At 65.9% G+C, this 270-nt stretch carries 1 protein-coding gene; it reads right to left on the reverse strand.

Annotated features, from left to right (window positions below; all coding sequences use genetic code 11):
- On the reverse strand, positions 1–176 hold a 176-nt coding region (locus SB773_RS31955), incomplete at its 3' end, for a hypothetical protein (protein ID WP_410594353.1).
- Positions 177–270 lie beyond the last annotated feature (94 nt).

Consider the following 270-nt stretch of genomic DNA (forward strand, 5'->3'; position numbering starts at 1 on the left):
GGGTCGAGCTTCTGCATGACGACACGCACGCCCCGCGCCGTGAGGAGATTGCCGACGGAGGCGGCCGGCAGCCCCTTCCCCAACGAAGAAACGACACCACCGGTCACGAAGAGGTGTTTGGTAGTGCCGTTTGTCTGAGATCTGCCGCTCGAGGGGCCCGCGTCTGAATAATCCACCACGGGCTCTCAGCTTATCACCGATGGATGCCCGTCCCGCGCCGCCGACGCCATGTCGACCAGTTCCCGGGCATGGGCGAGGCCGCTCTCGGAG

Source organism: Bacillus sp. SIMBA_074, from assembly GCF_046534555.1.
Lineage (GTDB): Bacteria > Bacillota > Bacilli > Bacillales > Bacillaceae_G > Bacillus_A > Bacillus_A mycoides.